Here is a 26,933-nt window from a genome sequence, read left to right as displayed (position 1 = left end):
GACCAACAGACACGCCGCTAACCACGAGTTGCGGCCGCTCGCGACTATGTCCTGCAATCTATTCCTGTTGCGGCGAACGTCGTTCGAGCGCTTCTCAAGACGTGCATCATCGCGACCAGAGCGATTGCGGGACAATACCGCGAACATCTGCAGGCACGCAATGGCGTCTTAGCCGCTTTGACCCGCTCACAGGCAATGGGCGCGTGATGTTGCTTGGACCAGATCAAAAAACGGTCATCTCTTATGGGTGTCGCATTCAAACTGCCAAGGCTAGACGGGATTGAAGAAGTGATCGCGCGTTTGCTAGCAGCAATCTCGCCCGAACCATCGCACTTTTCGTCCAGAATCAAGCCAGCGCAGTCTGCGCGGGGGCTGGTATGACTGATCCGCCCAAGGCACAGACGTTCAGCGTCGTCAACATCATCGCACCGCTACGCTATGCCTCGTTCAGGCAGATTTGGCTGGCGAGCTTGTTGTCCAATCTCGGCGGCCTGATCCAGTACGTCGGTGCTGCCTGGGCGATGACAGAGATGACGTCGTCGGCCGACAAAGTCGCGCTGGTCCTAACGGCTTTGATGCTACCCCTGATGCTGATCTCGATACCGGCCGGTGCGATTGCCGACATGTATGATCGTCGCATCGTAGGGCTGATTGCGCCTCTCGATCGCCTTTTGCGGCGCGACCGCGCTGACTGCGCTCAACTGGATGGGTCTTACCACGCCGAATCTGTTGCTGGTGCTTTGCTTTGTGATCGGCTGCGGCATGGCATTGATGGGTCCAGCCTGGCAATCCTCTGTCAGCGAGCAGGTGCCACTCGACGGGCTGCCGGCGGCGGTTGCGCTCAACGGCATCAGCTACAACATCGCGCGCAGCTTCGGGTCCGCCATCGGCGGTGTCGTGGCTGCAACCGCGGGCGCGGGCGCAGCCTTCGCGCTCAACGCAGTGCTCTACCTGCCGCTAATGTCGGCGCTGTTCCTCTGCGCGAAGCCCTCGCGCCTGCCGCGCGAGCAGCTGAGTCGCGCCATTATCTCGGGCATGCGGTACATCACTAACTCCTCGTCGATCAAGATCGTGCTGGCGCGCGCCACGGTCATTGGCGTGATCGGCAGCTCAATCTCGGCGCTGATACCACTGGTTGCGCGCGATCTCTTGCATGGTGGTGCGCAGACAAATGGGATCATCCTGGGCGCCTTTGGTCATGGCGCGGACATCGGGGCGCTAAATGTTGGCGAAGTGCCGCAAGCGCATGAGCGGCGAAGCTGCTGCTTGCGCGTGCTCGTTCGCCTTGGGCGGCGCGATCGTGGCCGTAGCGCTGAACAGCGAGCCAGTTCTGACCGCAACCGCACTCGTCCTGGCCGGCGCCGTGTGGACGATCATGTTCACGCTGTTCACTATCGGCGTGCAGCTCTCCGCGCCTCGCTGGGTCGCGGCCGATCGCTCGCGGCATATCAGGCGGCGTTCTCCGGCGGTGTTGCCGTCGGCGGCTGGGGCTGGGTCGCATCACTGATGCCGCTGGCGTCGAGATAGCATTGCTCGTCTCCGCTGCGCTGAGGCTGCCCTCGCCCCTGCTTGGGCTCTGGCTGGGTATGCCGCGCATCAGCGAGCTCGGCGAGGACGCTGAGCATTTGGCCGATCCCGAGGTGCGCCTCGCGCTTACCCACCGCAGTGGCCCCTTGGTGGTAGAGATCGAATATCGCGTTGCGCGCGAGAATGCGTGCGCCTTCCACAATGTGATGCAGGGCATACAGCTAGCCCGCCAGCGCGACGGGGCCTATGGCTGGTCGATAGCGCGCGACATCTCCGATCCCGAGCTGTGGATGGAGCGCGATCACTGCCCGACATGGCTCGATCATCTGCGCCAGCGCAATCGCTCGACGAAGGCGGAGCGCGCTCTCGGTCGCTAAGCAGAGGCTTTCCGTATCGGCCCCGGCCCCCTGGGCGTCCGCCGCATGCTAGAGCGCCCATTCGGATCGGTTCGCTGGAGGGAAGGCGTGGCTGACCGCGGTGCAACCGACTAGCTCACATGGCTGCCCCCGTATTTAGGAAGTTGCCTAATGTGCGGTGCCGAAGATGCCGTCTGAGTGCCGCTTACAAGCCAAACGCTCGTGCAGAGGAAGGTGCGGGATCGTGGAAAATACAGATGCTGAGCCCGTCAAACGCCGAGTGAGATGATGCTGGTCAGCCGCAATCCTGATTCGGGACCTTCTCGCGTGTCTTGTGGTCCACTATGAGGGCCTTCTGCTTTTCGGATAATGCCGTTATTGCAACGAGCGATAGCGACAAACAGCGACGATCAACCGTCTCGGAATCATAGACAGGGCGCGTGTGAGACCGCCCGCTGCCATCGCTAGCTGCGCGCCTAGTCTTCCGTGAGTTGGTGCTGGGCAAGCTGTCGTGGCGGCGCCGCCCCGAACGGCTGCAAGCGCGCGGCTCAGTGTGATTAGGCCGGGTACCAACCGACGCACGCGGTCCAAGTCTGGGAGGAAACGCCCGAGAAGGAATGCGATCGCGTGACGCTGCATCGCGTCCCCTCTTCAGGAACCCCGAACGCGCAAGGCCCGAGTTCGTTTGGGCCAGGCTGCGTAAGCCGGCCCGCTTTCGACCGATGCCGACGGTTCTTGGGTCCGACCCGTCATGACGGCGGGGAACCTCACACCGCGAGCTCTCCCACTAACTTGATCCAGTAGGACTATCCGAAAACGATCGCCTCGTCGTTGAAGTCATAGGCGGAGTGCTGAAGGCCGGCGCTGTCGCGGTTGCCGCAAAAGATGAAGACGCCGGGACGCGGTTGCCATCAGCGGCGATATCCCGCGCACATATCGCCGGCAACCTTGCGCGCGATGCTAGTCGCGAATTCGGTCTGCGAGTTTGACGGTGACGGGATAGTCGGTCAAAGGCTGCGATCAGGTCGTGTCGCGCCCGTAGGTCGGGTCGATCTTGGCGCCCGTCGTCTTCGCAACGCCATCGAACTCACGTACGCGCTTCTCCACGCAGTCCTGCGGTCTGCGGGATTAACGTTACGGGCGTTGCCCGCGTGGAGTTCGCAGATCGAGATCACGGCGGAATCCAGCGGATCGACACTGCGCGAGACGATCGTCTTGAGGTCGCCCGTGGCCGGGCCCCCTTCTTGCCCTTAATGAGGCCGACCACCCCGGCCTCGCCGAGGCCAGCCACGACCTCGTCGCAGCCGAACTCACGCAGACGGTCCGCAACGAATGAGGCCGTGCGTACACATCGCAGAGCAGTTCGGGGCTCTTATGAATGTCGCTGCGCCAGGCCTGGATATCGGGTTGCAGATCGGCGAGGCGATTGACGATGGGCATGAGAATTCTTGACCTCCAAGTTGGATTGTTCAAATCCTGTCTGGTACGCAAGCGCCGGTTAACTTAACGGCTCCTAGCGCCACTCGAGCCAGGCTGCTTTTTTTTGTCCAGCCGCCCCTCGGATTGACGATCCCAGCGGCAATACGAAGAAGTTAAAGGTATGTCGTTTGGGCAAACCCCGACGTATTGAAGTCGCCCGGATGAGCGGTGGGATTTCTCTTCGGGGTAGTCCTCGCGCGCAATCTCTGGATATCGCACGTCTGCACAGGGGACACTTGAATCAGCGCGAAGCATTCTCTGCCAAAGAATAGCGTCTACGATTGGAGGTGCGGTGCGACTAGTGAACTCGTACCGGAGCCATGCCACAATCGTCGTGGGAGGGAACAGCAATTGGGGGCCTCTGTTCATCGGGCGCGCGCCGAGCAGGAGACGATTTCGTCTTGCACACGTTCAAGGTCATTGCGATCTACTTCCGCTGTAGATGAGGTTGGTTTGGCGTTTCCCATCGCTGTGTTCTGCTTAATCCTCCAGCAAAAAATACACTCCGGAGTTGACGTCCGAAGATCGTAGCCACAAGAATCGCATAGATTCTGCAACCGAGAAATGGCTTGCGTCGGCTTCGATGCCGAGCCATCGCTCAGGCTGGGTAGGCAGAGTCGGCTGAGCTGCAGTCGTGGCAGTGCCCGCACTCAAGGCCACTGCGGGTCAGGCCGCAGTTGCGCTCTTTCGCGCGGCTTTGATTATCGCTCAATCGGTCCAATAATGGTCAATGTGGTCAGGCCCCGATCGTGCCCTCAGTGCGCATGTTCGCCGCCGCCTTCCGTCGGTACGAACTCGTACACGCCTGCCGGACGGTAGCGTTGCTCGGGGCCCGCGTACCTCGAGAGGTTGACCTGCGCCGGCACGCTCGCGTCCTTCAGCGTGAGGTGCGGCGGCTGGTCCTCAGCATGGTTGTGTTCGAGATGAACACGGACGAGAGACGGTCGAACGTTAGCTTGCCATCTGGTTTCGGATATGCAACCGGGTTGTGTTTGGCTGCCGACTCGAGTGACGCGTAGTCCGGCTTGCGGCGGTGCAGCGTCCACGGCACGTGCCCGCGCAGCAGCCTGTGCTCGATGCCGGTCATGATCGTCGCGGGGCACAGGCCCTTCTTGAACCAAGCCTTGAAGTTACGCGACTGGTTGAGCTCCCTATGCAGCCAGATGCGCTTGAAGGCTTCCGGACAAGCGGAGAGCTCGTCGTGCTGACGCCCGCCCACGATTGCGTTATACGCCGCCTCGGCCGCGAGCATGCCGCTCTTGAGCGCCGCGTGGCTGCCCTTGATGCGCGCGCCGCATTGAGGTAACTTGCATCGTCACCAACAAGCGCACCGCCCGGGAAGATCTGCTTCGGCAGCGACAGCCGCCCGCCGCGATCGCACGCGCGCCGTACGAAGCTCGCTTTCCGCCTTCGAGGTATCGGCGGATATTGTGATGGGTCTTCCAGCGCTGCATCTCCTCAAATGGGCTCAGGTAGGGGTTCTTGTAGTCTAGGCCCGTGATGAAGCCGAGCCCAACCAAGTTGATCTCCATGTGATACAGGAACGCGCCGCCGTAGGAGCTTGAAGCGGTCAATCAGTTGCCATCCCAGGTGCCGCGGCAGCCTACGGCGAATATCGTGTACTTCGCATGCAGCTCCATACCGAGCTGGAATTTTTCTGTAGGCTGATCGACCTTGCCCACGCCCATGTTGCAGGTCGCAACGCCTTTGACGGCACCGGTCTCGTCGTATAGGATTTCAGCGGCGGGAAAGTCGGCGAAAATCTCGATGCGAAGCGCTTCAACCTGCTGAGCCAGCCAGCGCACCACATTACCGAGGCTAACGATGTAATTACCGTGGTTCCGGAAGGTCTTGGGCAGAGCAAAGTTCGGCATGCGGAACGAGCCGGTCGCTGAGAGGAACAGCACCGCATCGTCGGTGCGGGCTGGATCACCGCTCCCTTGCGCTATGCCACCTTCCGGCGTGTTTGGCTAGCGAGCTTGTTGTCCAATCTAGGCATCTTGATCCAGTTTGTCGGTGCGAGTTGGGCAATGACGGAAATGACCTCGTCGGCCGACAAAGTCGCTCTCGTTGTGACGGCTTTGATGCTGCCGGTGATGCTAATTTCGTTACCGGCTGGTGCCATTGCCGACATGTATGACCGGCGCATCGTGGCGCTGATCGCGCACTTTGCGGCGCGACGGCGTTGACCGCGCTAGAATGGCTGGGCCTTACCACGCCGAATCTGTTGCTGGTGCTTTGCTTTGTGATCGGCAGCGGGTTGGCCTTAATGTCCCCGGCTTGGCAATCTTCCGTCACCGAACAGGTACCACCTGACGCACTGCCGGCGGTAGTCGCGCTCAATGGCATCAGCTACAACGTCGCGCGCAGCTTCGGGCCGGCTCTTGGTGGCATCGTAGTTGCGACCGGGGGAGCAGTCGCGGCCTACGCGCTTAACGCATTTCTTTTTCTGCCGCTAATCGTGGCGCTGTTCTTCTGGAAACGCGTAGCATAGCCATCGCGGCTGCCGCGCGAACGACTGAGTCGCGCGACAATATCGGGTGTGCGATACATCACTAATTCGCCTTCAATCAAGATCGTGCTTGCCCGGGCAATGGTAACGGGGCTGATTGGCAGCTCTATTTCGGCACTGATGCCGTTGGTGGCGCGTGACCTATTGCACGGCGGCGCACAGATCTATGGCATCACTCTCGGCGCCTTCGGTCTCGGTGCGGTGATCGGCGCACTCAACATTGCCCAGGTGCGTAAGCGAATGAGTGGCGAGGTCGCGGTGCGCGCCTGTACGTTGTCGGTCGGTGGCGCAATCGCGGCGGTAGCCGTGAGTCGCGAGCCAATCTTGACCGCCGCTGCGCTCGTCGTAGCGGGTGCGATGTGGATGATGACAAGCACGTTGTTTAATATTGGCGTGCAGCTCTCCGCGCCGCGCTGGGTAGCGGGCCGGTCGCTTGCAATTTATCAGGCTGCGATCTCCGGCGGAGCTGCCATCGGCAGCTGGTTTTGGGCCCGCCTGACCGATGCCGCCGGCGTCGATAACGCGTTGCTCATCTCCGCCGCGCTGATGCTGCTCTCGCCACTGCTCGGGCTCTGGCTACGAATGCCGCGCACCAGCGCGCACGGCGAGGACCCCGAGATCGTGGTCGATCCCAAGGCGCGGCTCTCGCTTACCGGGCGCAGCGGGCCCTTGGGGGTCGAGATCGAATAGGGTTGCTCAGGAGAACGCGCGGACATTTCACAATCTCATGCAGAACGTGCAACTGTCACGCCAGCGGAACGGCGCCTATGGCTGGTCAATCGCCCGCGACATCGCCGATCCTGAACTGTGGACCGAGCGCTATCACTGCCCGACCTGGCTTGATTATTTGCGTCAACGCAACCGCTGGACACAGTCGGACCGCGAACTAGATAAGAAAGCGGCCGCTTTCCACATCGGCCCGGACCCAGTGCGCGTCCGCCGCATGCTGGAGCGCCCGTTCGGATCGGTGCGCTCCCAGGAGGACGTTCCTGCCCGCGAGTTGAAAGAGGTGCAGCCCGTTGATTGCAAGTGCGGTAGAAGGCAGTAGCAAGGCTGAAGAACTGCGGCAAGCTCGATGCGATTTAGGACAAGCTGCTCGCCATCAAAGCTCCGATCCGCCGGTAGCCGGTCTGCCCACGGGCCCGATCGCTCTGCTGGCAAAGCATAAAACAATCCGCCGGCTGCATTGCATTTCTACACCTTTGTACGACCGGTTCTCGGCAAGGAGATAATGTGACCAGCACCTCACGCTTGGGGGCACTCGTGCCTGGGACCACGTGTCGGGCGCCATCGCGGCGGCGACGATCGGAGGTAGAGAAGCGCTGGCTATATGGCGAGAACGTCCATCTCCTGAGCAGCAGCTCGCTTAAGCATACCACGTCCCGCGATAGCACCACATCGCGGCCCATGCCCAGTGGCGAAGTTCGAGGGGGCGTGGCCGCGACCGAATAGCTCAATTGTTTGCAAGCAGTACGCACACGACGAGGGCCGCCCGATTGACGCATGCGCGCGGGTCTCGAGAGCGCTATGATGGCGTTGGGTGAAGATCAGGCGGCCCGCTGATCGGAGGGCTCTGCAGCCTGACGCACAAGCTTCCATTCCCAGGGCAGCAGTTCGTGCAGACGCGAAGTGGGAAGATCGGCGATACGGGTGAGGACGTCGGCAAGCCAGGCCTTTGGATCGACGTCATTGAGACGACACGTCGTGATCATCGTCAGCATGATGGCGGCACGGTTGGCCCCACGCTGGCTGCCGGCGAAGGTCCAGTTGCGCCGTCCCAAGGCGATGCCTCTCAATGCGCGTTCAGCGCAATTGTTGGTCAAGCAGATCCTGCCGTCGTCGAGGAAGCGGGCGAAGCCCTCCCAGCGCCTGAGCATGTAGTTGATCGGCTTCAGGACCTCGGACGAGCGCGAGAGGGTTTCGCGCTCGCGCAGCAGCCAGGCGTGCATGTCGTCGAGAAGCGGCTTGCTCTGTTCCTGGCGGACGGCGCGCCGGTCGTCAGCGTCACAGCCGTTGATGGCGCGCTAGATCTCGAACAACGCGTCCAGCCGCTTGACCGCCTCCAGTGCGATCGGGGAGACCGGTTTACCCTTCTTGCCCTCCCGAGCATTTTTCTCGATGTCAGCCAGCTCGAAGAAGCCTCGCCGGGCATGGGCAAAGCAATACGCCGGCGTAATTGGTAGTGTCTTCTTCTGCGGATCGAACAGCGGCTCGAAGCCGTTGTAGCAATCGGCTTGCAGGATACCGGCGAAGGCGGCCAGATGCTTCTGGGGATGCTCGCCTCGTCGGTCGCTTGAGGCGTAATAGACCGCCGCCGGCGGCGCAGGCCCGGCGAAGGGCCGGTCATCCCGCACATAAGTCCAGATCCGCCCGGTCGTGCACTTGCCCTTCGCCAGGATACGGATGGTGGTGTCATCGCCATGAAGGCGCTCGGCAGCGAGCACATGGCGTTCGATCAGGTGGAAGAGCGGCATGACGGCGAAGGTCCCGTGGCCGACCTGGTCCGCCAGCGTCGACAACGACAGGTCGATCCTCTCGCTCTTGAAGCGCGCGCTTTGGCGGTTGAGCGGGATATGCATGCCGAACTTGTCGAACAGGATGGTCGCCAGCAATTGTGGACCGATGAAGCCGCGCGGCGTGGCATGGAACGGCGCAGGCGCCTGACTGATCGTCTCGCAATCGCGGCAGGTGAACTTCTCGCGTACCGTCTCTATGACCTTGAAGCGGCGCGGGATCTCCTCCAGCGTCTTGGTCACATCCTCGCCGACCTTCGCCAGCCGTGATCCACCGCAGCAGGCGCAGGTCGTTGGAGCTTCAACGACGACGCGCTCGTGTTCGATATCGTCCGGCCAAGGCTTGCGCACCGGCCGCTTACGCGTGAAGGGACGGACGTTCTGCGTCTTCGCCGCCGCGGCCTGAGCGGCAAGCTCATCCTCGCTCGCCGTGGTTACGAGTTCCTCGAGCTCCAACTCCAACTGCTCGAGCAGCCGTGCCGAGCGCTCGGATCGCTGCCCGTGCAGTTCGCGCTTGAGCTTCTCGATCCGCAGCTCAAGATGTGCGATCAGCGCTTCGTTGTCCGACAGCTCCGCCCGCGCACTGGCGGCATCCGCGACGGCGACATCGCGCTCAGCCTGCAACGTCTCTCGCTCGGCCAGCAGCGCAAGGTAGGCGCTCGCGAGGTCAGAAGGAAGATCGTCCGGCTTCGATGTCATGAAGCCATTGAATCAGATCGAGCAGCAGATTCAAATCGTAAAAGCGGCTATCCGACCCGCGTCGGCCGATGGGTTTCTTGAGGTAGGGTCGAGGACTGGCGCGCCGCACATCCAAGAGCCTTGGATGTGTACGTTTCCAGCCCCCGCCTCATCGCACGCAGCATGCGGATTTCCCGCACTACGCGCCCCCATTCGCTTCGCATCAAGGTTTATGGGACCTATCACGCTGGGCAGCTTTCGTCAGCCGTGTTTTACCCGGTAGTCGTTGAACAGCTTCAGGGTATCGTACAGCCATGATTTACTCCACTGCTCCCAGCCGAAGCCCTTTCGTTGCCGTGCCCGCGCCAGATGGCGCCTGACCTTTTTCTCCACCCAATCTCTGATGTAGCTGAAACACCTGCCAGAGTGTCCAGCCGAAAAGTAGTTCACCCAGCCCCGGAGCTTCGGATTGATCAGGTTGATGACCCTGCCAATCGGTTGCGATCGGTGCCGACGAAATACTTCCTTCAGATCCCGCAGTAACGCCGTTCGCTTCTTCAGCTTGGGCGTGTAGTGCGGCCGCATCGCTCCCCGCAAGCTGCGGATGTAGCGAAAGTCAAAACCCAGAAAGCCGAAGCTCTTGCCTCGCCCTAGATCGACTATGCGGCTCTTCTCATCATTGATTTCAACCTGCAGCTTGTCGAACTCCTCTCGAAGTCGCTTGGTCACAGCACCAATCAGCCAGTCATGACGTTTGTGGGCGTCGATCAAGACCACCAGATCGTCCGCGAAACGCGCGTATTCGACATTGATGTACTTGCCGCTCCGTGTGACTTCTCGCGCTCGCTCCAGCATCTTGTCAACCTCGTTGAGGTAAAGATTACTGAGCAAGGGCGAAAGCACACCGCCTTGCGGAACTCCCTTCTTGCCAGCGGCTTTCAGCATAACTTTTAGGAGATGCATGACGTCCGCGTCGTTGATCCGCTGCGCCACCTTCGCCAATAGCCGGTCATGCCGGACGTTGTCGAAATAGGCTCGCAAATCAAAATCGAGAACGCGCGTCTTCCTTTGAGCTATTGCATCTGTCACTCGCTTGATCGCATCATGCGCTGTCCGCTTAGGCTGATACCCAAACGATCCCGGTTGGAAATCCGCCTCGAAGACAGGTTCGAGTATGAGCTTGAGCGCACCTTGAACCACCCGATCACGGACCGCCGGAATCGAGAGGATGCGAACTTTATTCCCATCCTTCGGTATTTCCTGTTTCCGTGCCGGAAGTTAGAAGTGGCCGATAGGTATGCCCGGTCAGTTCGTCCCGCAACTGCTCAAGCAGAGCGTCTACGCCTAGGACCGATCGACATTCAGGATTCCCAAGCGGTTTGATCGCTGATTCATAGAGTTCCGTGATTCGAGACACGGAGCAGATGGTGGCGGCGAAACGATATGAGCTGACGGAGGCGCAATGGGCGAGGATTGCGCCACTGCTGCCGGGGAAAGCTGGCGACCCGGGACGTACGGCTGCGGACAATCGACTGTTCGTCAACGGATGTTTGTGGGTTTTGCGATCGGGCGCACACTGGAGCGACCTGCCGGAACGGTACGGCAAGTGGAAAACGGTGCATCAGCGCTTCAGCCGCTGGTGCCATGCCGGCGTCTGGGAGCGCGTGTTCGCTGCTCTGACCGCCGATCGCGACAACCAGTATCTGATGATCGACAGCACCATCGTTCGCGCCCACCAGCAGGCGACGAGCGGAAAAGGGGGGCCAAAGATCAGGCGCTGGGGCGTTCCCGAGGTGGACTGACCACCAAGATCCACATGCTGGCTGATGCGCTCGGCCGTCCGCTCCGCTTCATCGTCACGGCTGGGCAAGTTAATGACATCACCCAGGCGCCGGCACTGCTCCACGGCCAAAGCGGCGATGCCGTGCTCGCCGACAAGGCCTATGACAGCAACGCCCTGCGTGCGATCATCGCGGAAATCGGCGCAACGGCGGTGATCCCGTCAAACCGCACCCGCAGGATCATCATTCCGCACGACGCCGACGCATACAAACAGCGCAACCGCATCGAGCGCTGCTTTTGCCAGCTCAAACACTTCCGACGCTTGGCAACCCGTTATGACAGGCGATCTGACAACTTTACCGGCTTCATCCATCTCGCTGCCGCAATGATCTGGATGCAATGAATGTCGATCGGTCCTAGCGCTTCAATGGCCTCGAAGGTCACCCCGTCTATTCCCGGAGCGCCGTCGTTTTCTTTGGCCATCTCATACGCCGCGCGTAGCGTTTCCACTTTGCAGACGTGAACGTATAGACCCCAGAAACGCCAGGACGGTTCAGCCTTCGCCTTGACGTATAGTCTCCTCCTCAGGTCCTGCAAATCAATGGACGCCTTTGTCATCTCGTCCTTGCCTTCCTTACGTTAGAGACGTCACAAATGGCAGGGCCCCTTCGCTCCACGGGGGTTACTCCGCTTCACAGCTACTGCGGACCCGGCCGCCACCCTCTCGTCTTCGGCCGCTTTCCCGGTGTCGCCGGTTATACAGCCTACCTTGCTCCGACAATTTCTCGCCGGGGACGAGGAGGGCTTCTCCAGTTGCTCAGCATGTCCTTGTCATCGTGCTGTCGCTTCCACCCCGCCGAAGTGAACAGCCGCATCGGTCAGATTTCGGCTGTCTATGCTGCCTTCGCCTTGAAACCGCGGGCTCGGCCTTCGGGTTGCTGACTTTTTCGAGGCCACAACGCGTTCTCTCTCGATACGGCCCGATGACTCGTGATCTCCCTTTCCGGAGACCTTGTCGATAGGCTTCAAAAATTCGGTTTCCCTCCTCTCTGCTATCCAAACTACAGGGCTCTGACTTTTACCCTGGTGGGATTGCCTCCCACTGGACACGCCAGCCTTTGCTGGACACACGGTTACGCCAATCGATTCCGGACAACAGGTAGCTCATCTGAGCCGGCGAGATCGTCACAGCTTCACCCGCAACCGATGGCCAGACGAACTTTCCTCTCTCGAGTCTCTTGGTGAACAGGCATGCTCCCTGGCCATCGTGCCAGATCACCTTCACAAGATCGCCACAGCTCGTTTCATTGTACGTCCCTTTGTCAGATTCCAGGCAGGCGGATCAACCTATCGTACTGATAATCAATGTAGTTTTTCGGCCGACGTTCGATCACGCGCTGCACCGCTATGCGCACTGACTCCGACGTCAGCGCGTCGACCGGAACCAACCATTGCGCCCCCTTGATCGCTTGCGTTGCCGGCAGGATGCCCTTCAGCACGAGGCTCTTTGCTGATCCGACGCAAATCCCAAAGTGTGCCGCAGCCTTCGCAAGGCTGATCATTTTGCCGTCGGATGATGCGGGGTTGTATTCCGGCAAGCCCAGGCGTTCGCACATTTCCCGCACGCGAACAGTCGTCCAGGTTTCGCCGTCGCCGGTCTTGCAGCGCATCCGATTGAGCGACACGGCGAGCTCCCGGTCAGGCCAATGACCAGCGAGTTTGCGAAGTGCGTCAACGGCAGTGGGTGCCATATCGGCCGGATATCGGCCCGTCTTTACGCGAGCAACACGAACCTCGGTGTGCCGGCCACCGGTCCAGTGGATGAGCAGAACTGCCTCATTGGCGTTCTCATCGAGATCACAAACGATCTCTCGGACCACGATGTGAACCAGCCGCTGCTTGGTGCGTGTGTCCGTGGATGGTGCATTCCAAACCCGCGGCAGATCATGCGCAAGTTGCAGAAGTAGGGCGCGGTCGATCTTGGGACTTTCCGCCGACGCAGCGCGCAGCTCCTTGCTCCTTCCCTCAAGCTCGGCAACCCGCTCCAACGAACCATTCCAGCGCGCCTCGAGTTCACGGGCAACGTGACGCTTCGCCGGATCCACAAGCTCATATCTGCGTGCGGCAAGGGATGCTTCGTAGCGCGCAACTTCGAGCTCCCGTTCGACGGCGCCGATGATCTCTTGTCTCGAGCGCTCAACCTGGTCGGACGCCAATATCCCTGCTTCAACAGCCCGATCGGAGACCGCCTCAAGGATTTGCAGCGCGACCGCACGATCAACCCGCACTCCGCCGATGCCGATACACAAGCCTGCACCGACATGGGCAGCATCGCCGCGGCATTGATAACGATGGGCATTCCCCTTGGCCTGGCCATAGAACACACGCATCATCCGCCCACAACGTCCGCACCGCATCAAGCCGGTCAGAAGTGCGCGTCCCCCGCGCGCCGATTTGCGTGAGCAATTCTTCTTCATGTGCGCGTTTTCAAGCAGCAGCCTCTGATTGTCTTCATACTCCTGCCAGCTAATATAGCCGGGATGATTGTCGCGCAGGAGGACATTCCATTCCTCCCGCGGCTTTTTGAACCCGCTGACCTTGCGGGCGCGACCGTCCACGATCCGTGTCTTCTGGGCGATTCGGCCAAACGCATAGGCGCCAGCATAGAGCGGATTGTGCAGGATCTGCATCACCGTGTGATAGGCCGGCGCCTTCCAGCTGAGCTTGTAGAGTTGAACGTTCCTCAGAACCACAGGCATTTTGATGTCGGCGGCGCGCAACCAAAGAAAGACCTGCCGGGCGCTGCCGAGCTCGCGGAACTTCATGAAGACGAGTCGAACCACTCCCGCCACATGTTCGTCGGGATCGATTTCGATCTTGCCGAGTTCATTCCAACAAAATCCGGGTGGAAGCATGAAGCGATACTCGCCGCGTTGGGCCTTGGAGTCTCGAGCGGCGATTCCACGTTGGCGAAGCAGGCTCAGCTCATACTCCGACATCGTCCCCTTCAGTCCGAGAAGCAGGCGGTCGTTGACAAGCCGCGGATCATAGGCGCCGTCGGGATCGATGACCAACGCCCCGGCGAGGGCGCATAGGTCGATCAAGTGATGCCAGTCGCGTCCATTGCGCGCCAGCCGCGATGCCTCAATAGACGGCACCAACGTCGCCCGAACACACCATCGCCACAAGGCGCTCAAATCCGGGCCGCTGAGTGCTGCCGGAACCTGAGCGGCCAAGATCGTCGTCAATGACCGTCACCGATTTAAATCCGGCGGCTTCCGCGGCCTGCGCCAAGTCATATTGCCGCCGCTGGCTTTCGAGATTCCCCATGACTTGGGACATCGTCGATTGGCGAACATAGACGACGGCGACGCGGCTGAGGTGATCAGGCGTGATCTTGATGCTCATGATCACCTCCCGTCATCTGAACGGTCTCGACGCCTGCCGCCTCCAGCAGGAGATCGGCGAGCGCCTGGATCAGGCCTTGGGATTGGCGCCCAGCGGGTTCTGGGGAATCCGATGCCCCAGATCCAGACCCAGTTGCATCGGTTCGCGATATTGGTGTTTTCTCCGCACGTCCTTTCTCCCTCTTCGTTGAAGGAAGGGATCGTGCGCCCGACGCCTGAGTCGTGCCGAGAAGCTTCAGAACAGCAGCAAATTCGTTGAGCCCCTCAATACTGACCCGCGGCGGCCCAAGCGCCATGCCGGCACAGTAGCTTTCGTCGAACATCCAATTGGGAACCTCGCGGCTAAACCCACGCCGCTCCTCGGTGTAGATGCATTTCAAATCCTTGCCGCGTCGGAAAGGTGCGACCTGAAGCGTCCGCCCAAAAAGCGGATGCCACGGATATGCAATTGTCGCGCTTCGAAGACTGTATGCAGAATGTCGCGTGTTGGCTTCGGCGACCGCGGAAGACGAACAGATGACCGCTGAGCGGGTCCTTGCGCAGCACCTCCTGCACCTGGAGTGCCAACGACGGAAAGCCTCGGCGCATGTCCGTGTAGCCTGTCGCGAGCCACACTCGCGCGCCCGTGGGAACTGGGATCATCGGCGGACCAAAGCATCGAGAACACGACGTAGCGCGTCTCCATCAACGTCGCCATCGACCCGGATGCGGTGCCCGGTACCAAGATCAATCTCGATGATGCCGTGGCTCTTGCGTCGACGCGTCGTCGTCGTCAACGGCGCTTCGGCCACCTCCCGCGGTGGCGCGGACGACCCAATCTCGACCGGAACAAACGGCGCTATGCTCGCTTCGCCGTGCCTGCAAAGCTCCTTGCGCCACCTGAACAGCTGGCTCACATGAAGCCCGGCCACGCGAGCCACCTCGGAAACATTGGCGCCGGGCTCCAGCGACGCTGCAACAAGCCGTTCCTTCTCATCTTGCGACCAGCGGCGCCGCCGCTCGACCGACGTGATCACCTCCGCCCTCGAAATCGTCATAGCGCTTCTCCTAGGATTACCCCTAGGACCTGCAGCGATCGCGTTCGTCAAACAAGGCGGCCCTCAACGGAGGGATACTGCAAGCATGCGTGGCACGAAGGTGTAGTGGTCGAAATCTGCGCAGTTTCGGCGCAAGAGAGTTCATCTGCCGCACCGTTGGTGATGTAGTTATAGAGCTGCCGAGGTAGTCGCTAGCGAGCTGCTAGCCTGAAGCCCTCGAGCGGGGGACGCGTTCGCGAAATCCTAGACGTAGCATGAAGCAACGCAAATACTACCGCGCTGGCGGCGCATGGCCCCGGGGCCCGCAACATGTCCCTGCTCGACCTCATGACCGCTCTTAAGCCGGCCAAGAGGAACTGCGCGTTAAAAAGCGCGCTTCAACCTCGCTCAATCCGTTCCTTCGCTGCTGCACGGATTTGTGACAACGTCTTCTCCGGTGTCAAAGCTTCTTGGTCAATCCGAATTTCAATAACAGCAGGACGTTGAATGTCGAGCGCCGCGGTGAGTGCCGGTTCAAATTGCTCTGTACGGTCGACCACTACACCGTCTGCGCCGAACGAGCGTGCATAAGCGGCGAAATCAGGATTGAACAGGTCGGTGCCATGCACACGAGCTGGGTATTCGTGTTCCTGGAACAAGCGAATCGTGCCGTACATGCTGTTGTTGACGATAATGATCACGATTGGCAGCTTATACCGCACCGCGGTCGCTAGTTCTTGGCCGGTCATGAGGAAGTCACCATCGCCCGTCAGGCAAACTACCGGGCGGTCAGGATGCGCCATCTTTGCGGCTATTGCTCCTGGAAGGCCGTAGCCCATAGATCCCGCCGTAGGAGCGATCATGGTGCCCAAGCGGCTGTATTGATAATGCCGCAAGGCCCAATAACTGAAATTACCTGCGCCATGCGCGATGATGGTCTCGCGCGGGAGCACGCGACGCATGACGATCGCGACCTGACCCATGTCGACTGAGCCCGGTTGCGCGGGCAACTTCAAGGAATCTAGGTACTCCTGATGTGCGTCGGCCGTCCACTCACGCCAGGTTGGCGCAATCGCAGGCGCGAGCCGCGCTGCCTGCGCTGCGAACGCGGGAATGCTCGCATGCACCAACACGTCTGCCTGATAGAGCTTTCCCAGTTCCTCAGCACCTGGGTGCACGTGCACGATGGACTGCTTGGGACGCGGGATGTCCAGCAGCGTGTATCCGTTCGACGGAACCTCTCCCATCCGAGCTCCGACGAGGAGCAACAGGTCGGCTTCTAGGATTCGACGGTCCAGCGCTGGCGTCCCGCACGCGTCGCCGACGTAATTGGCTGAGTAGTTGTCGAACAAATCCTGGCGGCGGAACGAACACGCTACGGGGAGGTTGTAAGCCACCGCAAACTGCGCGATATCGCTGTAGGCCTGTGCGGTCCATCCGCTGCCGCCCAAGACCATCAGCGGCCTCCGGGCTTTCCCAATCAATGCCGAGATGCGCTTCATGTCCTCTGTAGACGTGTGAGGCTGCGGCACTTGATAGTGCGCCCCGTCGATCACCGAAACGACATCTGTCAACATGTCTTCAGGGATCGCCAGCACAACGGGGCCACGCCGGCCGGACATCGCGGTGTGAAAGGCGCGGCTGACGTATTCCGGAATTCTCCTGGCGTCGTCGATCTGACCAACCCACTTCGCCATGGGACCAAACATATGTCGATATTCGATCTCTTGGAATCCCTCGCGCTCACTGGTGCCCCGTGCAACTTGGCCGATAAACAGGATCATCGGAGTCGAATCTTGAAATGCGGTGTGCAGGCCGATGCTGGCATTAGTCGCTCCAGGCCCGCGTGATACGAATGCGATGCCCGGCGTATCGGTCGCCTTAGCGTGCGCCTCGGCCGTGAACGCCGCGCCGCCTTCATGGCGGCAGACGACTAGCTTGAACTCGTCGCGGACATCGTAGAGCGCGTCAAGCACAGCTAGGTAGCTCTCCCCAGGAACACAGAAAGCCGTGTTGGCCCCGTGCAGACGGAGTGTGTCGACCAAGACCTGGGCACCCGTCCGCCGGCCTTGTTTGATATGCTGAAAGTCTGATTTCATATTCTACTCAGGGAGATATGGGTGTGAAAAGGACACGCTTATGTCAGTCTTGCGGAACGTCGAACTTGACGCCATAGGCCAGTGGTAGGGCGCGACCATAATTGATGGTGTTGGTCGCACGGCGCATATAGGCCTTCCAAGCATCGGACCCGCCCGCACGCCCGCCGCCAGTCTCCTTCTCGCCGCCGAAGGCGCCGCCGGTCTCGCCACCGGAAGTACCGGTGTTGACGTTTGCTATCCCGCAATCCGATCCTCGTGCGGACAAGAAGGCCTCTGCCTCACGAAGGTCATTCGTGAAAATCGAGGACGAGAGGCCCTGCAAAACGGCGTTATTCAATTCTATGACAGCGTCTAAATCGCCGTACCTCAAAATGTACAAGATTGGAGCAAAGGTTTCGTGCTCGACCGGCCCGGCTTGCGAAGTAATCTCGGCCAAAGCCGGGCGGACGTAGTAAGCATCCGACGCGCCGTCGATCGCGACTGGTTCGCCGCCATATACCTTGCCCCCGGCACTCTTCGTCGCGTCAAGCGCCCTCTGCATGGCGCGATAAGCGGTCGCATCGATCAGAGGCCCAACCAGAGTTTTCGGATCGAGAGGACTCCCGACGGACACCGACGCATAGACTTGCCTTAGGCGCGGCACGAACGCGTCGTAGACACTCTCGTGTACGAACAGACGCCGAAGAGTCGTGGAGCGCTGGCCAGCCGTGCCCATCGCCGCATAAGCGACAGAGCGCAGGGTCAGTTCGAGGTCAGCGCTAGGCGTAACGATCGCGGCATTGTTTCCGCCCAGCTCCAGAATTGCGCGTGCAAACCGATTGGCGAGCCGCAGCCCAACAGCACGGCCCATCGTCGTCGATCCGGTGGCTGAGACCACCGGCACCTTTGGGTGGTCGACGAGAACTTCGCCAATTTCGCGACCACCAACGAGTACCGTCGAAAGCCCTTCCGGCGCATTACCGCCGTCCTGATTAAAACGCTTCAAGGCACGCTCGAGAAGGGCCTGCGCCGCCAAGGCGGTCAATGGCGTCTTTTCAGAAGGTTTCCAAACGATGCTGTTGCCACACACAAGGGCGATGGCCGCATTCGAGGCCCAGACCGAGACAGGAAAATTGAAGGACGAGATAATTCCCACAACGCCCATCGGATGCCACGTCTCCATGATCCGATGCTCATGACGTTCGGTCGCCATTGTAAGACCGTAGAGCTGCCGAGAGAGGCCGACGGCGAATTTGCACATGTCGATCATCTCTTGGATTTCACCAAGCCCCTCAGAGATGATTTTACCAACCTCAATCGAAACCAACCGGCCGAGGGTCTCTTTGTTAGCGCGCAATTCTTCACCGAACAGCCGCACAAGCTCGCCACGTCGGGGCGCAGGCACTAACCTCCATTCACGGAAGGCTCTAGCGGCTGCCTCGATTTCCGCGACGGCTTGGCTGACCGTCGTTTCTTCGACCTGTCCGATGACCTCGCCTGTAACGGGCGTTCGCACTTTGAGCTCCCCCTCACTATAGAGGGCTCGGCTCAAATTGAGCTTTGTGAGCAGTCTGTCGACCTCACCGGGAAGATCGAGCTTATGCGTTTGCATTTTCGCGGAACCGAAGGTCGTGCCCTATCAAGAGGCAGATGGATACAGATAATTCCTAGCAGGAATCGCTTGATACTAAACTGTCCCGGCGCGGAAAGACCGCATAAGTCGGCTCAGGATTGAGGAAATCCTGCAAGGGAGAGCGCTCGAGAGGCACTGTCCAAGCGCTGCTATGACGGCGTCCTCCGAACGACCGTCCTCACTCAGATCATAATTCGCCCGCATCGCTCAATGCTCTCAGCGTGACGACTTTGCCCCTGCTATGATTGTACTGAAGCTGATTTCCTTGAGATAGAAATTCTGCAGTGCCCAGCGTAAGCCCGCTGGAATTCATGTCGTTCAAAAGATTAGGCGTCGCGTGACACTCCGAATTTTTTGGGCATTCATATGCGAATACTCCTTCTGGTCTAATCGTGCAGTTCGAGGAGGCGTATACCGGTGATTGCCTCCTCGCTTGCTCCTGTTTTCCCGACAATATAACAATTCAACAGCGCGGCTGCTCATTTTAGTCGAGAGTCGTGCAGGGCGTTGTCCGCGCCGATCGTCTTGATGTCATTTCGTAAGACCTTCGCGGGGCCTTGGACGCGACAGCGGCCCTGCCCCTCTTCGCTTCGGCCACGGGTTAATGCCATTGAAGGCAGCCTTCGCGATCCAGGTATATGGCGGTGCACTCCGATTTGAACGGCTTGCCGTACACAGGCAGCTTTACCGGTCGCGGTAGGGACACGGATTTCTCCGTGCCCACCGGGTCACCGGAGGCGGTCGCCCGCCCCCGGTTCCCACAGAACGTGGCGTGCGGATTTCCCGCACCGACGCTCTTCGACAGTTGGTTCACAGCACTGCAAGCGCTTGCAGCTCCCGATAAGGGAGGCGCAGCTTAGGCTTCAGCAACGGTGTCCGTTCTTTGATTTGGTTGAAGGCGTCCCAAGTGAGGCGTCGGCCTGCCCAGCTGCGGCTGCGCAGCATTCCGCGCCAGTAACGCTCCACGGCCCGATAGACTTTTACGAGGCTCCGGAGATTTCCGGCGACGCCGTAATAGCCATAGTGGCCGCGCAGGACGAGGTTGATTTCATCGGCCTGGTCACTGATCTTGTAATGCCGTATTTGCCGCATCAGCTCCTGCAGAGACATAAGGCTGCGCTTTAGCCGAGATTTCTCGGTGCGCATCCCAACCTTGAAGTTGCCTTTTTGGTTTCGCGTGCAATAGAGCGTCAGCCCCAGAAAGTAGATTGTTTCCGGGCGGTTTCTGCCGCGTTTGCCCGCATGTCTTTGCGCGAACCGACCAAACTCGACCAACTTGGTCTTGGTCGGCTCTAGAGTGAGGCCGAACTTCCCCAACCGAAGACGCAAGGCCTCCTGTACGCGGGTGGCGTCCGATCGATATTGGAAGCAGATCACAAAGTCGTCGATATAGCGCACCAGTCGGGCTTCGCCCCGCAACCGACCCTTCACCACGCGTTCGAACCAGAGGTCGAGAACGTAATGAAGGTAGAGGTTGCTCAAAAGCACACTGATCGATCCGCCTTGTGGCGTTCCTTGTTCGCTCGGGTGCACCGCTCCGTCTTCCAGGATGCCCGCTTTCAACCAGCGCCGGATCAAGCTGATCAGGCGCGGATCACCGACTCGATGTTCGACAAACCGGAGGACCCGATCATGATCGAGACTCCCGAAGAAGTTCTTCAAATCCGCCTCCAACACCCAGCTGATCATGCCGCCGGCGATCACCTCATTGAGGGTCGCCAAGGCATGATGGGCGCTGAGCTTCGGCCTGCCGCCGAACGAGCAGGGTAAGAAGTCCTGCTCGTAAATAGCGGCCAGCACCTCAGCCGTGCTGCGCTGGAGCGCCCGGTCGGCGACAGTTGGAACCCCGAGGGGGCGCTTCTCCGTCTTACCGGGCTTGGGGATATAGACCCGCCGAATGTTCGGCGCCCGATATCCCTGGCGATGGATGGATTGGAGCATTGGCCCTATCCAGTCCTCGAAGCTCTCCTTCGCCGCCTCCACCGTCTGTCCGTCCACCCCGGCGGCGGAGCGCTTCGGAATCTGTAATAGATTCTTTTGCACTCGGTCGCGCGTGATGTGATGGGCCAACGAGGTGAAGCGAAGATTTGTCTCGCGCCGAGCTTTCACTGCTATTTGTTCAAGTTTCGTTTCCATGGTCAGCTGATCTTCTCTTTGCATAGAAGGCCGTAACTCCCGTTGAATGGAGCCCATGTCGCCCAAGAACAATTCAACTACCGCTGACCGCTTCCCCATGTGGCCGGCTCTCCCGTCCTCGGAGTACTATCGGTCAGTCTGACTTCCACCCGGTCGTCAGACCCTTCTCACCTCAGCGGCTTGGCAGGTCTTACAAGCTTGCGCTTGAACCGGATGGATCTCCCTTGTTCACGCTGCTTCCTTTGATTGCATGCTGGCGGTACGAACCCCGGGAGCACCTCTGACCGCTCGCGTTGTCGCGGCCTGCGGTTCCGCCTTCCCCTTTGAGAGACAGGGTCGGCTACTCCGATCACGTTCGATTTCGGGGCTATTTTCCCGTTCACTTCATTCCGGCCTACAACCTCCCTGTCTACGCTTCGCAACGGCCGTTACCGGACGCCACGCAAGACTCGGTTCGCGGCTGCTCGCTAGGCTTTGCCGCGGCCGTCATCTCAGACGGCAGACTTCAACGCGCTTGCAAGGCGCAACCCGCCCAGATCCGTACGTGCGGAACTACCGCATACGGCTCCTGCCTTGGGTCATGACGTATACCTTGGGTTGGGATGCGGATGACATGCGCGGACTTTCGGGATGTATCGCCCAATGAATCGTCGGAACCTTTCCCAGGTCATGCGAGAGCGCTGGCTGCGTCGACGAAGCGAGCGCAGCCAGGCCCGGCAGACCTCGGCGCGGAACATGCCGAGCCGCTTCAGGTTCCCCGGGATCGCGTGGTAGTTCAGGTATCCCTGCATCACGCGACGGAGCCAAACGCCGGTCTCACCGATAGGCGCATGACGACGTTTCATCAGGTCCTGTCGTATCGCACTCAGCGTCGCCCGCAAGCGAGAGGCGATGGTCACGCGCCGGATTGTGAAGTGCGGGTTTATCCGGGTCACCGTGCAGATGTGCGTGAACCCGAGGAAGTCGAACGTTTCCGGGCGGCGTTGCCCCCGGCGTGCGCGGCGCTCGGCCGCGTACCGTCCAAATTCCAATACCCGCGTATTCTCCTCATTCAGCGACAGACCGAACTTCGCCATCCGCTCACGCAGTGCGTCGAGAAAGTGCAGGGCCTCGGACTTTGTTTCGAAGCCCATGACACTGTCGTCCGCATAGCGGACGACGATGACATCCCCTTTTGCCGACTTACTTCGCCGCTGATGAGTCCAGAGGTCGAAGACGTAGTGCAAGTAAATATTAGCAAGAAGCGGTGAGATCACTGCTCCTTGCGGAGTACCTACTCGCGCTACGGACTTCAATCCACCTTCGACAACGCCAGCGGTTAACCACTTGCGTATCAGTCGTAAGAGCCGGCGGTCTGCGATCCTGTGCTCGAGGAACTGCATCATCCACTCGTGATCGATCGTATCGAAGAACGAACGGATGTCAGCGTCGAGCACCCAGTTCACTCTTTTCTGATGAACGCCGATCCACAGTGCGTCCAGCGCTTGGTGCTGGTTCCGCCCCTCCCGGAATCCATAGGAAAAGCCGAGAAAATCCACCACCGCGTGCTGGACGATTTTATCTTCCAACGCTGCGATTCCGAGCGCTCTCAGTTTGCCATTTATCTTGGGGATATACACTCGGCGAGACGGGAGTGCCCGATAGCGACCTGACTGGACCGCGTCCCAAAGCACTTCGATTCGCTCGTCGAGTCCTTCCTCGTAGTCACGCCATGTCACTCCGTCGACGCCGGATGCAGCGGAATGCTTCAGTCGCCTGAAGCTTTCCGTTAGCAGTTCGCGCGTCACATGGTGCATCAGCGCTGTGAACCGTGTCTTCCTATTCCGTCTTGCCAGTTCACGTATAACATCCAGCCTCGTCGACGCGCTGGTCCGGCTCTGTGTCCGGGGCACGGGAGGATGTTTGCTATTGCCCTTGGCTGCCCGCCTTCCCTCCGGACCTTCCGCGAGCATCGGTGTGGACCCGTCGCTCTTGTTCAGATCGTTCATTGGTACTGTGCAGACATCCGACTTCTCGTCGACGGTGGTGCTGGGCTTACGGCATTCAGCCTTCCCCAGCCTGCCCGAAGGTTGTTCCCCCTCGGGCGACGACGAGATCTCCCAGTTCCTGTGCGAAGGATTTCCCCGCATGCTCAGGGTCTCCGACCGCGTGGAGCCGTTGGGTGGCTTGCGATAAACGCCGTCCAACGTGTTGCCTTCCGCATTGCATAACTGCGTCGGCGCTCCAGACTTTCGATTTCGCGGCTCAATGGCTGGCCTGCGGTTTCCCCTGTCAACGCTTCGAAGTCGCCCTCACGGACGCCTCCGCATGACTCGGGGTCAGGGTGGGTCGCTACTCCTTTCCTGTATCGAACTTTCATCGACTATCCTTCGCCAGTTTCACTGGCGCACTACGCATACGACGAAGACCGCCTGATTGACGCATGCGCGCGGGCGCGGCGGGCTCTATGATGGCGTTGCGTGAAGGTCAGGCGGCCTGCTGACCGGCAGGCTTATCGGCCTGGCGCAGGAGCTTCCATTCGCAGGGCAGCAGTTCGTGCAGGCGCGACGCGGGAAGATCGGCGATCCGGGCGAGGACGTCGGCGAGCCAGGCCTTGGGATCGACGTCGTTGAGGCGACAAGTCGTGATCATCGTCAGCATGATGGCGGCACGGTCGGCGCCACGCTGGCTACCAGCGAAGGTCCAGCTGCGCCTTCCCAAGGCGATGCCTCTCAATGCGCGCTCAGCGCAATTGTTGGTCAAGCAGATCCTGCCATCGTCGAGGAAGCGGCCGAAGTCGTCCCAGCGCCAGAGCATGTAATTCATAGGCTTCAGGACCTCGGAGGAGCGCGACAGAGTTTCGCGCTCACGCAGCAACCAGGCGTGCATGTCCTCGAGAAGCGGCTTGCTGTTTTCCTGGCGCACGGCGCGCCGCTCGTCGGCGCTGCGGCCGTTGATGGCGCGCTCGATCTCGAACAACGCATCGAGGCGCTTGACCGCCTCCAGCGCGATCGGAGAGACCGGTTTGCCCTTCTTGCCTTCCCGAGCATTTTTCTCGATGTCAGCCAGCTCGAAGAAGCCCCGCCGCGCATGGGCAAAGCAAAACGCCGGCGTGATCGGCAGCACCTTCTTCTGCGGGTCGAACAGCGGCTCGAAGCCGTTGTAGCAATCGGCTTGCAGGATACCGGCGAAGGCGGCCAGATGCTTCTGGGGATGCTCGCCTCGTCGGTCGCTTGAGGCGTAATAGACCGCCGCCGGCGGCGCAGGCCCGGCGAAGGGCCGGTCATCCCGCACATAAGTCCAGATCCGCCCGGTCGTGCACTTGCCCTTCGCCAGGATACGGATGGTGGTGTCATCGCCATGAAGACGTTCGGCAGCCAGCACATGACGTTCGATCAATTGGAAGAGCGGCATAACGGCGAAGGTGCCGTGGCCGACCTGGTCCGCCAGCGTCGACAAAGACAGGTCGATCCCCTCGGCCTTGAAGCGCGCACTCTGGCGGTTGAGCGGGATATGCATGCCGAACTTGTCGAACAGGATCGTCGCCAGCAATTGTGGGCCAATGAAGCCGCGCGGCGTGGCATGGAACGGCGCAGGCGGCTGGCTGATCTTCTCGCAATCGCGGCAGGTGAATCTCGCGCACTGTCTCGATGACCTTGAATCGACGCGGAATCTCCTCCAGCGTCTTGGTCACATCCTCGCCGATCTTCGCCAGCCGCGATCCACCACAGCAGGCGCAGCTCGTCGGAGCGTCAATGACGACGCGCTCGTGTTCGATGTCGTCCGGCCAGGGCTTGCGCACCGGCCGCTTGCGCGTGAAGGGGCGGACGCTCTGCGTCTTCGCCGCTGCGGCCTGCGCCGCAAGCTCATCCTCGCTCGCCGTGGCGACGAGGTCTTCGAGCTCCAGTTCCAGCTGCTCGAGCAGCCGCGCCGTGCGCTCGGAGCGCTGCCCGTACAGTTCGCGTTTGAGCTTCTCGATCCGCAGCTCAAGATGCGCGATCAGCGCCTCGTTGTCCGACAGCTCCGCCCGCACACTGGCAGCCACCGCCTCGGCTCGCAGCCGCGCCTCACGCTCGGCCTGCGGCGCCGCCAGGGCACTCGCAAGGTCCGATGGAAGATCGTCCGGCTTCGATATCATGAAGCTATTGAATCAGATCAAGCAGCAGATTCAAACCGTAAAAGCGGCTATCCGATCCGCGTCGGCCGATGGGTTTCTTGAGGTAGGGTCGAGGACTGGCGCGCCGCACATCCAAGAGCCTTGGATGTGTACGTTTCCAGCCCCCGCCTCATCGCACGCAGCATGCGGATTTCCCGCACTACGCGCCCCCATTCGCTTCGCATCAAGGTTTATGGGACCTATCACGCTGGGCAGCTTTCGTCAGCCGTGTTTTACCCGGTAGTCGTTGAACAGCTTCAGGGTATCGTACAGCCATGATTTACTCCACTGCTCCCAGCCGAAGCCCTTTCGTTGCCGTGCCCGCGCCAGATGGCGCCTGACCTTTTTCTCCACCCAATCTCTGATGTAGCTGAAACACCTGCCAGAGTGTCCAGCCGAAAAGTAGTTCACCCAGCCCCGGAGCTTCGGATTGATCAGGTTGATGACCCTGCCAATCGGTTGCGATCGGTGCCGACGAAATACTTCCTTCAGATCCCGCAGTAACGCCGTTCGCTTCTTCAGCTTGGGCGTGTAGTGCGGCCGCATCGCTCCCCGCAAGCTGCGGATGTAGCGAAAGTCAAAACCCAGAAAGCCGAAGCTCTTGCCTCGCCCTAGATCGACTATGCGGCTCTTCTCATCATTGATTTCAACCTGCAGCTTGTCGAACTCCTCTCGAAGTCGCTTGGTCACAGCACCAATCAGCCAGTCATGACGTTTGTGGGCGTCGATCAAGACCACCAGATCGTCCGCGAAACGCGCGTATTCGACATTGATGTACTTGCCGCTCCGTGTGACTTCTCGCGCTCGCTCCAGCATCTTGTCAACCTCGTTGAGGTAAAGATTACTGAGCAAGGGCGAAAGCACACCGCCTTGCGGAACTCCCTTCTTGCCAGCGGCTTTCAGCATAACTTTTAGGAGATGCATGACGTCCGCGTCGTTGATCCGCTGCGCCACCTTCGCCAATAGCCGGTCATGCCGGACGTTGTCGAAATAGGCTCGCAAATCAAAATCGAGAACGCGCGTCTTCCTTTGAGCTATTGCATCTGTCACTCGCTTGATCGCATCATGCGCTGTCCGCTTAGGCTGATACCCAAACGATCCCGGTTGGAAATCCGCCTCGAAGACAGGTTCGAGTATGAGCTTGAGCGCACCTTGAACCACCCGATCACGGACCGCCGGAATCGAGAGGATGCGAACTTTATTCCCATCCTTCGGTATTTCCTGTTTCCGTGCCGGAAGTGGCCGATAGGTATGCCCGGTCAGTTCGTCCCGCAACTGCTCAAGCAGAGCGTCTACGCCTAGCGCTTCAATGGCCTCGAAGGTCACCCCGTCTATTCCCGGAGCGCCGTCGTTTTCTTTGGCCATCTCATACGCCGCGCGTAGCGTTTCCACTTTGCAGACGTGAACGTATAGACCCCAGAAACGCCAGGACGGTTCAGCCTTCGCCTTGACGTATAGTCTCCTCCTCAGGTCCTGCAAATCAATGGACGCCTTTGTCATCTCGTCCTTGCCTTCCTTACGTTAGAGACGTCACAAATGGCAGGGCCCCTTCGCTCCACGGGGGTTACTCCGCTTCACAGCTACTGCGGACCCGGCCGCCACCCTCTCGTCTTCGGCCGCTTTCCCGGTGTCGCCGGTTATACAGCCTACCTTGCTCCGACAATTTCTCGCCGGGGACGAG

At 60.1% G+C, this 26,933-nt stretch carries 17 protein-coding genes and 5 pseudogenes; 3 read left to right on the top strand and 19 right to left on the bottom strand.

Features of this window, described 5'->3' with window-relative positions; translation table 11 throughout:
* Positions 1-377: 377 nt before the first annotated feature.
* Positions 378-2,018 (top strand): annotated as a pseudogene (locus ACVMDN_RS04135) (MFS transporter).
* Between the two features lie 671 nt (positions 2,019-2,689).
* Here the strand turns inward: ACVMDN_RS04135 and ACVMDN_RS04130 are convergent.
* From ACVMDN_RS04130 to ACVMDN_RS04110, 5 genes and pseudogenes are all read right to left on the bottom strand, one after another.
* Positions 2,690-3,323 (bottom strand): annotated as a pseudogene (locus tag ACVMDN_RS04130) (hypothetical protein).
* Positions 3,324-4,117: 794 nt separating this feature from the next.
* Entirely contained in the window at positions 4,118-4,228 is a 111-nt protein-coding gene (locus ACVMDN_RS04125) for a 4Fe-4S dicluster domain-containing protein (protein WP_456835589.1), read from the bottom strand.
* Positions 4,229-4,239: 11 nt separating this feature from the next.
* Positions 4,240-4,614, bottom strand: coding sequence for a hypothetical protein (locus ACVMDN_RS04120; RefSeq protein WP_456835590.1), 375 nt, complete (start codon positions 4,612-4,614; stop codon positions 4,240-4,242).
* Positions 4,589-4,936: a hypothetical protein gene (locus ACVMDN_RS04115; RefSeq protein WP_456835591.1), complete on the bottom strand. Its 348-nt coding sequence runs from the start codon at positions 4,934-4,936 to the stop codon at positions 4,589-4,591. Before ACVMDN_RS04115 ends, ACVMDN_RS04120 begins: the two co-directional genes overlap by 26 nt.
* Positions 4,937-5,269, bottom strand: coding sequence for an NAD(P)/FAD-dependent oxidoreductase (locus ACVMDN_RS04110; RefSeq protein WP_456835592.1), 333 nt, complete (start codon positions 5,267-5,269; stop codon positions 4,937-4,939).
* Between the two features lie 3 nt (positions 5,270-5,272).
* On the opposite strand from ACVMDN_RS04110, the pseudogene ACVMDN_RS04105 reads away from it, so the two are divergent.
* A pseudogene (locus tag ACVMDN_RS04105) lies at positions 5,273-6,922 on the top strand (MFS transporter).
* A gap of 499 nt (positions 6,923-7,421) precedes the next feature.
* Here ACVMDN_RS04105 and tnpC (ACVMDN_RS04100) read toward each other — a convergent pair.
* Both tnpC (ACVMDN_RS04100) and ltrA (ACVMDN_RS04095) read right to left on the bottom strand, forming a co-directional pair.
* Positions 7,422-9,086 (bottom strand): annotated as a pseudogene (tnpC, locus tag ACVMDN_RS04100) (IS66 family transposase).
* A 240-nt stretch (positions 9,087-9,326) separates the two neighbouring features.
* A pseudogene (gene ltrA / locus ACVMDN_RS04095) lies at positions 9,327-10,328 on the bottom strand (group II intron reverse transcriptase/maturase); the annotation flags it as partial.
* Between the two features lie 161 nt (positions 10,329-10,489).
* On the opposite strand from ltrA (ACVMDN_RS04095), the gene ACVMDN_RS04090 reads away from it, so the two are divergent.
* Positions 10,490-11,250 (top strand): IS5 family transposase gene (locus tag ACVMDN_RS04090; RefSeq protein WP_210185730.1). Its coding sequence is split into 2 segments (ribosomal slippage): positions 10,490-10,835 and positions 10,835-11,250, totalling 762 coding nucleotides; the frame shifts between segments, so codons are not numbered across the junction.
* A gap of 675 nt (positions 11,251-11,925) precedes the next feature.
* Here the strand turns inward: ACVMDN_RS04090 and tnpB (ACVMDN_RS04085) are convergent.
* From tnpB (ACVMDN_RS04085) to ltrA (ACVMDN_RS04030), 12 genes are all read right to left on the bottom strand, one after another.
* Positions 11,926-12,132, bottom strand: a complete 207-nt coding sequence (gene tnpB / locus ACVMDN_RS04085) for an IS66 family insertion sequence element accessory protein TnpB (RefSeq protein ID WP_456835594.1) — start codon at positions 12,130-12,132, stop codon at positions 11,926-11,928.
* A gap of 37 nt (positions 12,133-12,169) precedes the next feature.
* Entirely contained in the window at positions 12,170-14,005 is a 1,836-nt protein-coding gene (locus tag ACVMDN_RS04080; RefSeq protein ID WP_456835595.1) for a recombinase family protein, read from the bottom strand.
* A complete protein-coding gene (locus tag ACVMDN_RS04075) occupies positions 13,992-14,255 on the bottom strand; it encodes a recombinase family protein (RefSeq protein WP_456835596.1) in 264 nt (87 codons plus the stop codon). Before ACVMDN_RS04075 ends, ACVMDN_RS04080 begins: the two co-directional genes overlap by 14 nt.
* On the bottom strand, positions 14,233-14,577 hold the full coding sequence (locus tag ACVMDN_RS04070; RefSeq protein ID WP_456835597.1) for a hypothetical protein: 345 nt from the start codon (positions 14,575-14,577) through the stop codon (positions 14,233-14,235). Before ACVMDN_RS04070 ends, ACVMDN_RS04075 begins: the two co-directional genes overlap by 23 nt.
* A gap of 19 nt (positions 14,578-14,596) precedes the next feature.
* Positions 14,597-14,842 carry an IS66 family insertion sequence element accessory protein TnpB gene (gene tnpB / locus ACVMDN_RS04065; protein WP_456843607.1) on the bottom strand — a complete coding sequence of 82 codons (246 nt, stop codon included), beginning with the start codon at positions 14,840-14,842 and terminating at the stop codon, positions 14,597-14,599.
* 50 nt (positions 14,843-14,892) lie between these two features.
* Positions 14,893-15,270 (bottom strand): IS66-like element accessory protein TnpA, encoded by a 378-nt coding sequence (gene tnpA, locus ACVMDN_RS04060; protein ID WP_176937120.1) that lies wholly within the window; start codon positions 15,268-15,270, stop codon positions 14,893-14,895.
* 398 nt (positions 15,271-15,668) lie between these two features.
* Positions 15,669-17,369 carry a thiamine pyrophosphate-binding protein gene (locus ACVMDN_RS04055; protein ID WP_456835599.1) on the bottom strand — a complete coding sequence of 567 codons (1,701 nt, stop codon included), beginning with the start codon at positions 17,367-17,369 and terminating at the stop codon, positions 15,669-15,671.
* 43 nt (positions 17,370-17,412) lie between these two features.
* Positions 17,413-18,960, bottom strand: a complete 1,548-nt coding sequence (gene amaB, locus ACVMDN_RS04050) for an L-piperidine-6-carboxylate dehydrogenase (protein ID WP_456835600.1) — start codon at positions 18,958-18,960, stop codon at positions 17,413-17,415.
* An 831-nt stretch (positions 18,961-19,791) separates the two neighbouring features.
* Entirely contained in the window at positions 19,792-21,174 is a 1,383-nt protein-coding gene (gene ltrA / locus ACVMDN_RS04045; RefSeq protein WP_456835857.1) for a group II intron reverse transcriptase/maturase, read from the bottom strand.
* A gap of 521 nt (positions 21,175-21,695) precedes the next feature.
* A complete protein-coding gene (gene ltrA, locus ACVMDN_RS04040; RefSeq protein ID WP_456835601.1) occupies positions 21,696-23,105 on the bottom strand; it encodes a group II intron reverse transcriptase/maturase in 1,410 nt (469 codons plus the stop codon).
* A gap of 478 nt (positions 23,106-23,583) precedes the next feature.
* A protein-coding gene (gene tnpC / locus ACVMDN_RS04035; protein WP_456835602.1) for an IS66 family transposase occupies positions 23,584-25,234 on the bottom strand; the annotation gives its coding sequence in 2 pieces (ribosomal slippage) (positions 23,584-24,730 and positions 24,729-25,234; 1,653 coding nt in all).
* Between the two features lie 240 nt (positions 25,235-25,474).
* A complete protein-coding gene (ltrA, locus tag ACVMDN_RS04030) occupies positions 25,475-26,752 on the bottom strand; it encodes a group II intron reverse transcriptase/maturase (protein ID WP_456835603.1) in 1,278 nt (425 codons plus the stop codon).
* Positions 26,753-26,933: the final 181 nt, after the last annotated feature.

Source organism: Bradyrhizobium sp. USDA 4510 (assembly GCF_054059095.1).
Note: the sequence above shows the minus strand (reverse complement) of the source record. Positions and strands in the feature narration are given on the sequence as shown.

Excerpts from the sequence above, each read along its gene's own strand:
- ltrA (WP_456835601.1), bottom strand. The coding sequence starts at position 23,105 with ATGAACGATCTGAACAAGAGCGACGGGTCCACACCGATGCTCGCGGAA.
- ACVMDN_RS04070 (WP_456835597.1), bottom strand. The coding sequence starts at position 14,577 with ATGTTCGACGAAAGCTACTGTGCCGGCATGGCGCTTGGGCCGCCGCGG.
- ltrA (WP_456835857.1), bottom strand. The coding sequence starts at position 21,174 with ATGGGCTCCATTCAACGGGAGTTACGGCCTTCTATGCAAAGAGAAGAT.
- ACVMDN_RS04075 (WP_456835596.1), bottom strand. The coding sequence starts at position 14,255 with ATGAGCATCAAGATCACGCCTGATCACCTCAGCCGCGTCGCCGTCGTC.
- ltrA (WP_456835603.1), bottom strand. The coding sequence starts at position 26,752 with ATGACAAAGGCGTCCATTGATTTGCAGGACCTGAGGAGGAGACTATAC.
- amaB (WP_456835600.1), bottom strand. The coding sequence starts at position 18,960 with ATGCAAACGCATAAGCTCGATCTTCCCGGTGAGGTCGACAGACTGCTC.
- ACVMDN_RS04055 (WP_456835599.1), bottom strand. The coding sequence starts at position 17,369 with ATGAAATCAGACTTTCAGCATATCAAACAAGGCCGGCGGACGGGTGCC.
- ACVMDN_RS04120 (WP_456835590.1), bottom strand. The coding sequence starts at position 4,614 with ATGCTCGCGGCCGAGGCGGCGTATAACGCAATCGTGGGCGGGCGTCAG.
- tnpB (WP_456843607.1), bottom strand. The coding sequence starts at position 14,842 with ATGCGCCGAGGCTTTCCGTCGTTGGCACTCCAGGTGCAGGAGGTGCTG.